Source organism: Gluconacetobacter azotocaptans (assembly GCF_014174355.1).
Classification (GTDB): domain Bacteria; phylum Pseudomonadota; class Alphaproteobacteria; order Acetobacterales; family Acetobacteraceae; genus Gluconacetobacter; species Gluconacetobacter azotocaptans.
This window is the reverse complement of sequence record NZ_JABEQF010000001.1, coordinates 485,725-491,842: the sequence shown is the minus strand read 5'-3', so window position 1 is coordinate 491,842 and position 6,118 is coordinate 485,725. Positions and strand designations below refer to the sequence as shown.

Genomic DNA, 6,118 nt, shown 5'->3' with positions numbered 1-6,118 from the left:
TCGTCTGGTGCGCCCTCGCCACCTTCGTCCTGCTCAAGATCGTCGACCTGACCATCGGCCTGCGCGTCACCCAGGACCAGGAGGTCGAAGGCCTCGACATGGTCCTGCACGGCGAACGCATCAACTGACCGATCGTCCAGGGGCATCCCCCCCTGGGCAGCGGAACCAGGCCGGCCGGGAGCACGCCTCCCGGCCGGCCTTTTTCTTTCCGCGTTGATGTCAAACTGTTATGAATTCCTGTCCTGACAGACCGGTTCGCGGCGCGTGGTGTCCCGCGACTCCGGCCCGAAACCGGAAAGGGTTGCCTTCCTCATGGCTATTGCTCTTCGCGGCCGCCTCGCGTTCGCCCTGCTTCTGACTGCCCCGGCCCTCTCGCTCGTGCCCGATCATGCCCACGCGGTCAGCGCGGCGCAGGCGTGCTACCAGAAATTCAATGCCGCCCGGAAGGCCGGCACGATTCAGGGCCAGCCCTATACCCAGTTCAAGGCGACGCAGTGCGCGACGCCAGCTGCCGCGAGTTCGACCTCAGCCGCACCGGCAGCCACCCCCGCCACGGCACCGGCGGCCGCGCCCGCTCCGGCAGCACCGGCCCCCGTCGCCGCGGGCAACGCGGTCCTGCCGAGCGCCGTGTCGCCGAAATATGCCTCAGAAAGCGCCGGCAAGGCCCGCATGCATACCTGCGTCGACCAGTACAAAGCCAACAAGGCGACCAACAGCAACGGCGGCCTGAAGTGGATCCAGAAAGGCGGCGGCTACTACAGCGTCTGCAACGCCCACCTGAAGGGCTGACGACCGGACGCGCCGCGTTTCAGTGCGACGACCGGCGGACGAACATCCGGCCGGTCGCGTACGAAATCCAGACGGCGTGCCCGGCGAACCAGTCCGCGCCCAGCAGCATATCCGCACGGTCGTGCAGCGGCGCGACCGTCAGGACCGGCGCCCGATCCACCTCCCGCCCGATGCGCAGGCTGGCGAACCGGTGCCAGCGATAGGCGATCGCCCGCCCATCCACACCGCTGTTTTCCCCTCCGGGATCTATCGCCAGACGATCGGGACCGACCCCGACCCGTTCGGCCATGGCGGCGGAGACAATGCGCGAGCGCGCCCCGCTATCGACCAGGGCGACCATGGGCACGCCATCCAGTTCGGCCTCGATCGTCACCCGATGCCCGTCGCGCCGCAGGGGGATGGTATCATACTCCCCCCGCCAGCCCGGCGGCCCCTTGCAGGCCAGCGACCCCGTCTCCACCCGCCAGAGCGACAGCCATCCGCCCGCGACGTCGAGTTCCAGGTCGAAGCGCGCCAGCACGTCGCCGCCCAGCAGGCCGGCGACCGGCGGATGCAGCATCGGCTGCCCCGGCAGGTCGCCGACGGGCAGCGACACATCCCCGAACCGTACGCCGCCGATCCGCATGTCGGGCACGATGACGTTCGGCACCACGCCCGCCAGGCCGCCGGTTCCATGCATGATGGTCCGCCGGTCGGGATCGATCGCCAGGCGCAGGGCGCGCACCGCCCCGTCATTCACCAGGCCGCCTTCCGACCCGGTATCGACCAGCATGCTGACCGCCTGCCCCGCGATCGAGACCGGAATCGTCAGATACCCCCCGTCATCGCGCAGCGGCACCCGCGCGATGCGGGTCACCTCGCAGGCCCCGTCCTGGGCCCGCGCCGGCCCGGCGCCCCCCCACGCCAGGGCCAGAACCGACAGGCCGAGAACCGATAGCAGGGCCCGGACCGGCCGACCCTCAGGATGCGCGGGCAAACCGGTCGGTGGCGTCGAGCAACGCATCCAGAATCCCCGGTTCGGACACCGCGTGCCCGGCGTCGTCCACAAGGTGGAACGCGGCCTCGGGCCATGCGCGATGCAGGTCCCATGCCGTGCGTACGGGCGTCGCCAGGTCATAGCGTCCCTGCACGATCACCGCCGGGATGTGACGGATGCGATCGACGTCGCGGATCAACTGGCCTTCTTCCAGCCAGCCGCCATGGACGAAATAATGATTCTCGATCCGCGCGAAGGCCAGCGCATAGTCGGGGTCGGCATGCTGGGCCGACAGGGCCGGCGCGGGGCGCAGGGTCAGGGTCTCGCCTTCCCACAGGCTCCAGGCGATCGCGGCCTGGGTGCGGATCGCGGGGTCGTCGCTGGTCAGGCGGCGGCGATAGGCGGCGATCAGGTCGCCGCGCTCGTCCGGCGGGATCGGCGCCAGGAATGCCTCCCACTTGTCGGGGAACAGCCAGGAGGCGCCCTCCTGATAGTACCATTGCAATTCCGCCCGCCGCAGCGTGAAGATACCGCGCAGGACCAGCGCCGTGACCCGCTCGGGATGGGTCTGGGCATAGGCCAGCGCCAGCGTCGACCCCCATGACCCGCCGAACACCTGCCAGCAGGCCACCCCGATCAGGCGGCGCAGCCGTTCGATATCCTCGACCAGATGCCAGGTGGTGTTGTTGCGCAGGTCGGCATGCGGGGCCGACCTGCCGCAGCCGCGCTGATCGAACAGCAGGACGCGATAGCGGGCGGGGTCGAACAGACGCCGCTGCATCGGGCTGCACCCGCCGCCGGGGCCGCCATGCAGGAACACCACGGGAATGCCGTCGGGGTTGCCGCACAGTTCCCAATAGAGGGTATGGCCGTCGCCAGTCTCCAGGTGCCCCCGGTCATAGGGTTCGATGGGCGGGTAAGGCATGCGCGGGGATGCGGTCGTCACGGTCTTCGATCCTTCGTCATGTCAGAGGCGAATTTTAAACCAGCCTCTCAGGCGCGAGGATGCGCACGGGTCCAGACTTCCATCAACTGCGCCTCGTCCGCCAGGGTATAGCGCTGGGTCGTCGATAGGCTGGCATGACCCAGCAGGTCCTGGATGGTCCGCAGATCCGCCCCGCCTGTCATCAGGTGCGTGGCGAAGGAGTGGCGCAGCGCATGCGGCGTCGCGTGGTCCGGCAGGCCGGCCATGTGCCGCCACGTTCGCATCGCCCGCTGCGCCACGGCGGGTTGCAGCCGCCCGCCGCGCACGCCGGGAAACAGCGGCGCCTCGGGCAGCGGCGCGGGATGCCGCGCCCGCCAGTCCAGCAGGGCGGCCCGCACCGCCGGCAGGACCGGCACCAGCCGTTCCCGCCCGCCCTTGCCACGGATCCGCAGCGTGCCCCCGCCGGCCAGCGCGTGATCCAGGTCGCGGATATCCAGACCCAGGGCTTCGGAGATGCGCAGGCCGCAGCCGTACAGCAGCAGAAACAAAGCCCCGTCGCGCACGCGCGCCAGCGGCGTCACCGCCAGATCGCCCACCCCCTGCGGGACCTCCAGCGCCTGGTCGCGGGTCAGGGGGCGTGGCAGAGTGGCCTTCGCACGCGGGGCGGCCAGCAGGCGCGGCGCGGGGTTGGTGCCGCCATGCCGGCGCGCCAGATAGCGAAAGAACGACCGCATGGCCGACACCCGCCGCGCCCGGGTGCGGGCGGCACGATCCTGCGTGCTGACACGGCCATCGCGACGGGGTTGCAGCGATGCGGCATGTTCGAACGCCAGCCACGCGCGCAGGTCCGCCAGCGACAGGCGGTCCAGCATCGCCAGATCGACCTCGCCGCCGACATGGCCGCCGATGAAATCCAGAAACCGGACCAGATCGCCCCGATAGGCTTCGATCGTCAAAGGCGATGCCCGCCGCTCGTCCCGCAGCCATGCCAGAAAGGCCTCGCATGCTTCGGCCCCGGTCATGGCATGCGTCCCCGCATCACGCTGTTCCGCGACGGCAGGCAAGACACGCGGCACCGGGGGCGATAGAAAACGGCATGGCGCATGCGAGTCTAGACAAACGCGACCCGACGCGAAAGCCGGGAAAGACGACCCGGCCCCGCGTGCGCGTCCTGCTGCCGCTGCCCTTCCCCGGCCCGTTCGACTACGCCGTGCCGGACAGCCTGGCCGACGCGGGCCTGCGCCCCGGTGCCATCGTGGCCGTGCCGCTGGGGCGGCGGACGGAAACCGGCGTGGTCTGGGATAATGACAGCATCCTGCCACCCGAATTCGCCCCGCCCCCGATGCCGGCGGTGGCGGATGGACGGCTGAAGCCCGTCACCGCCCTGCTGGACCTGCCGCCGCTGCCCGACGGCCTGCGCCGCTTCGTCGACTGGGTCGCGGCCTATACGCTGTCGCCGCCCGGGATGGTGCTGGCGATGGCGCTGCGCACCACGGCGACAACCCCCACGGCCCCCGTTCTGGGGTGGACGGTCGCCGACCCGCTGCCGCCCGACCTGCGCGAAACGCCCACCCGGCGGAAAGTGCTGGAGATCGTATCGGCCCACGGCCCCCTGACGGCGGCCGAAATAGCCCGCCGCGCCGGGGTGGGCGTCGGCGTCGTGCGCGGACTGGCCGATGCCGGGGCCTTGCGCCACACCCCGATGGCGGCCCCCGCGGCCTTCGCCCTGCCCGACCCGGACCACGGGCCGCCGGTCCTGACCGGGCAGCAGGCCGACGCCGCGCACAGCCTGCGCGACCTGGCGACCCGGGGCGGATTCTCGGTGACATTGCTGGAAGGCGTCACCGGATCCGGCAAGACCGAGATCTACATGGAAGCCATTGCCGCCTGCCTCGCCCGGGGGCGGCAGGCGCTGGTGCTGCTGCCGGAAATCGCGCTGTCGTCGCAATGGACCGGCCGTTTCGCCCGCCGCTTCGGCGCCGAGCCGGCGCTGTGGCATTCCGACCTGGGGCCGCGCCTGCGCCGCATCACCTGGCGCGCGGTGGCGGACGGCGAAGCCCCGGTCGTGGTTGGCGCGCGGTCGGCGCTGTTCCTGCCGTTCCCCGACCTCGGCCTGATCATCGTGGACGAGGAGCATGAGACCGCCTTCAAGCAGGAAGACGGCGTCACCTACCACGCCCGCGACATGGCGGTGGTGCGTGCCCGCGTGGCCGGCGCGCCGGTGGTGCTGGTGTCCGCGACCCCCAGCCTGGAGACTCTGGCCAATGTCGGCGCTGGCCGGTACCGCCATCTGGTCCTGACGGCGCGGCATGGCGGGGCGACGATGCCCGAGGTGCGCACCATCGACATGCGCGCCCATCCGCCCGAACGCGGGCTGTTCCTGTCGCCGGTGCTGACGGAAGCGATCACGGCGGCGACGGGGCGCGGCGAACAGGCGATGCTGTTCCTCAACCGCCGGGGCTATGCGCCGCTGACGCTGTGCCGCACCTGCGGGCACCGCATGCAATGCCCCAACTGCACCGCGTGGCTGGTGGAACATCGCGTGCGCCAGATCCTGACCTGCCATCATTGCGGCTATCAGGAACCGGTGCCCCCGGCCTGCCCGCGGTGCAATGCCGAGGCCAGCCTGACGCCGATCGGGCCGGGGGTGGAACGCATCACCGAGGAAGCCCGCGCCACCTTTCCGGACCTGCGGATTCAGGTGATGGCCAGCGACACCCTGCCCGGCCCCGCCGCCACCGCCGACGCCGTGGCCCGGATCGCGCGCCGCGAAATCGACCTGGTGATCGGCACGCAGATCGTCGCCAAAGGCTGGCATTTCCCGCACCTGACGCTGGTGGGCGTGGTCGACGCAGACCTGGGGCTGGGCGGCGGCGACCTGCGGGCGGCAGAACGGACGGTGCAGCTGCTGCACCAAGTCGCCGGCCGCGCCGGCCGCGCCGAGGCGCCGGGGCAGGTCCTGCTGCAAAGCTACACGCCCGACCACCCGGTGATGCAGGCCCTGGTTTCGGGCGATTTCGAAGCCTTCATGCGGCAGGAGGCCGAACAGCGCCGGCCCGGCTTCTGGCCCCCCTTCGGACGCCTGGCCGCGCTGATCGTCAGCGCCGACACCCCCGACGCCGCCGACGCCACCGCCCGTGCGCTGGGCCACGCAGCGCCGCATGGCGAGGGGTTGCAGGTGCTGGGCCCAGCCCCCGCCCCCCTGGCCATCCTGCGCGGCCGCCACCGCCGGCGCCTGCTGCTGCGCACGCGACGCGACGTCGCGGTGCAGCCGCTGCTGCGTCACTGGCTGTCGCTGGTCAAACCCGAACGCGGGGCCCGGATCGACGTGGATATCGACCCGGTATCATTTCTCTGAGAGCCTGACCGGAAATGTGGGCTGGCGAGCGAGAGACCCGCAAGGGCCGCGCCCGGCGTGTGTTTTCGAG

At 71.2% G+C, this 6,118-nt stretch carries 6 protein-coding genes; 3 read left to right on the top strand and 3 right to left on the bottom strand.

The genetic code is table 11. The features are described 5' to 3' along the window. Positions 1–128, top strand: a 128-nt coding sequence (locus HLH34_RS02160) for an ammonium transporter (protein ID WP_183117921.1), incomplete at its 5' end; no start/stop codon positions are given. Between the two features lie 184 nt (positions 129–312). After that, complete coding sequence (locus HLH34_RS02155; protein WP_183117920.1) at positions 313–789, top strand: hypothetical protein; 477 nt, start codon at positions 313–315, stop codon at positions 787–789. A gap of 19 nt (positions 790–808) precedes the next feature. Here HLH34_RS02155 and HLH34_RS02150 read toward each other — a convergent pair whose 3' ends face one another. The 3 genes from HLH34_RS02150 to HLH34_RS02140 all read right to left on the bottom strand — a co-directional run bounded on the left by HLH34_RS02150 (position 809) and on the right by HLH34_RS02140 (position 3,712). After that, the gene (locus HLH34_RS02150) at positions 809–1,645 is read right to left on the bottom strand and encodes a retroviral-like aspartic protease family protein (protein ID WP_264784532.1); all 837 of its coding nucleotides are present in this window, start codon (positions 1,643–1,645) and stop codon (positions 809–811) included. Positions 1,646–1,748: 103 nt separating this feature from the next. Beyond that, entirely contained in the window at positions 1,749–2,690 is a 942-nt protein-coding gene (pip, locus tag HLH34_RS02145; RefSeq protein WP_183117975.1) for a prolyl aminopeptidase, read from the bottom strand. 68 nt (positions 2,691–2,758) lie between these two features. After that, the gene (locus HLH34_RS02140) at positions 2,759–3,712 is read right to left on the bottom strand and encodes a tyrosine recombinase XerC (RefSeq protein ID WP_183117918.1); all 954 of its coding nucleotides are present in this window, start codon (positions 3,710–3,712) and stop codon (positions 2,759–2,761) included. A 74-nt stretch (positions 3,713–3,786) separates the two neighbouring features. Between HLH34_RS02140 and HLH34_RS02135 the strand changes: the two genes are divergently transcribed. Beyond that, positions 3,787–6,048 (top strand): primosomal protein N', encoded by a 2,262-nt coding sequence (locus tag HLH34_RS02135; RefSeq protein ID WP_183117917.1) that lies wholly within the window; start codon positions 3,787–3,789, stop codon positions 6,046–6,048. Positions 6,049–6,118: the final 70 nt, after the last annotated feature.

Coding starts and splice junctions, on each gene's coding strand:
- HLH34_RS02155 (WP_183117920.1), top strand. CDS start 313: ATGGCTATTGCTCTTCGCGGCCGCCTCGCGTTCGCCCTGCTTCTGACT.
- pip (WP_183117975.1), bottom strand. CDS start 2,690: ATGCCTTACCCGCCCATCGAACCCTATGACCGGGGGCACCTGGAGACT.
- HLH34_RS02140 (WP_183117918.1), bottom strand. CDS start 3,712: ATGACCGGGGCCGAAGCATGCGAGGCCTTTCTGGCATGGCTGCGGGAC.
- HLH34_RS02135 (WP_183117917.1), top strand. CDS start 3,787: ATGGCGCATGCGAGTCTAGACAAACGCGACCCGACGCGAAAGCCGGGA.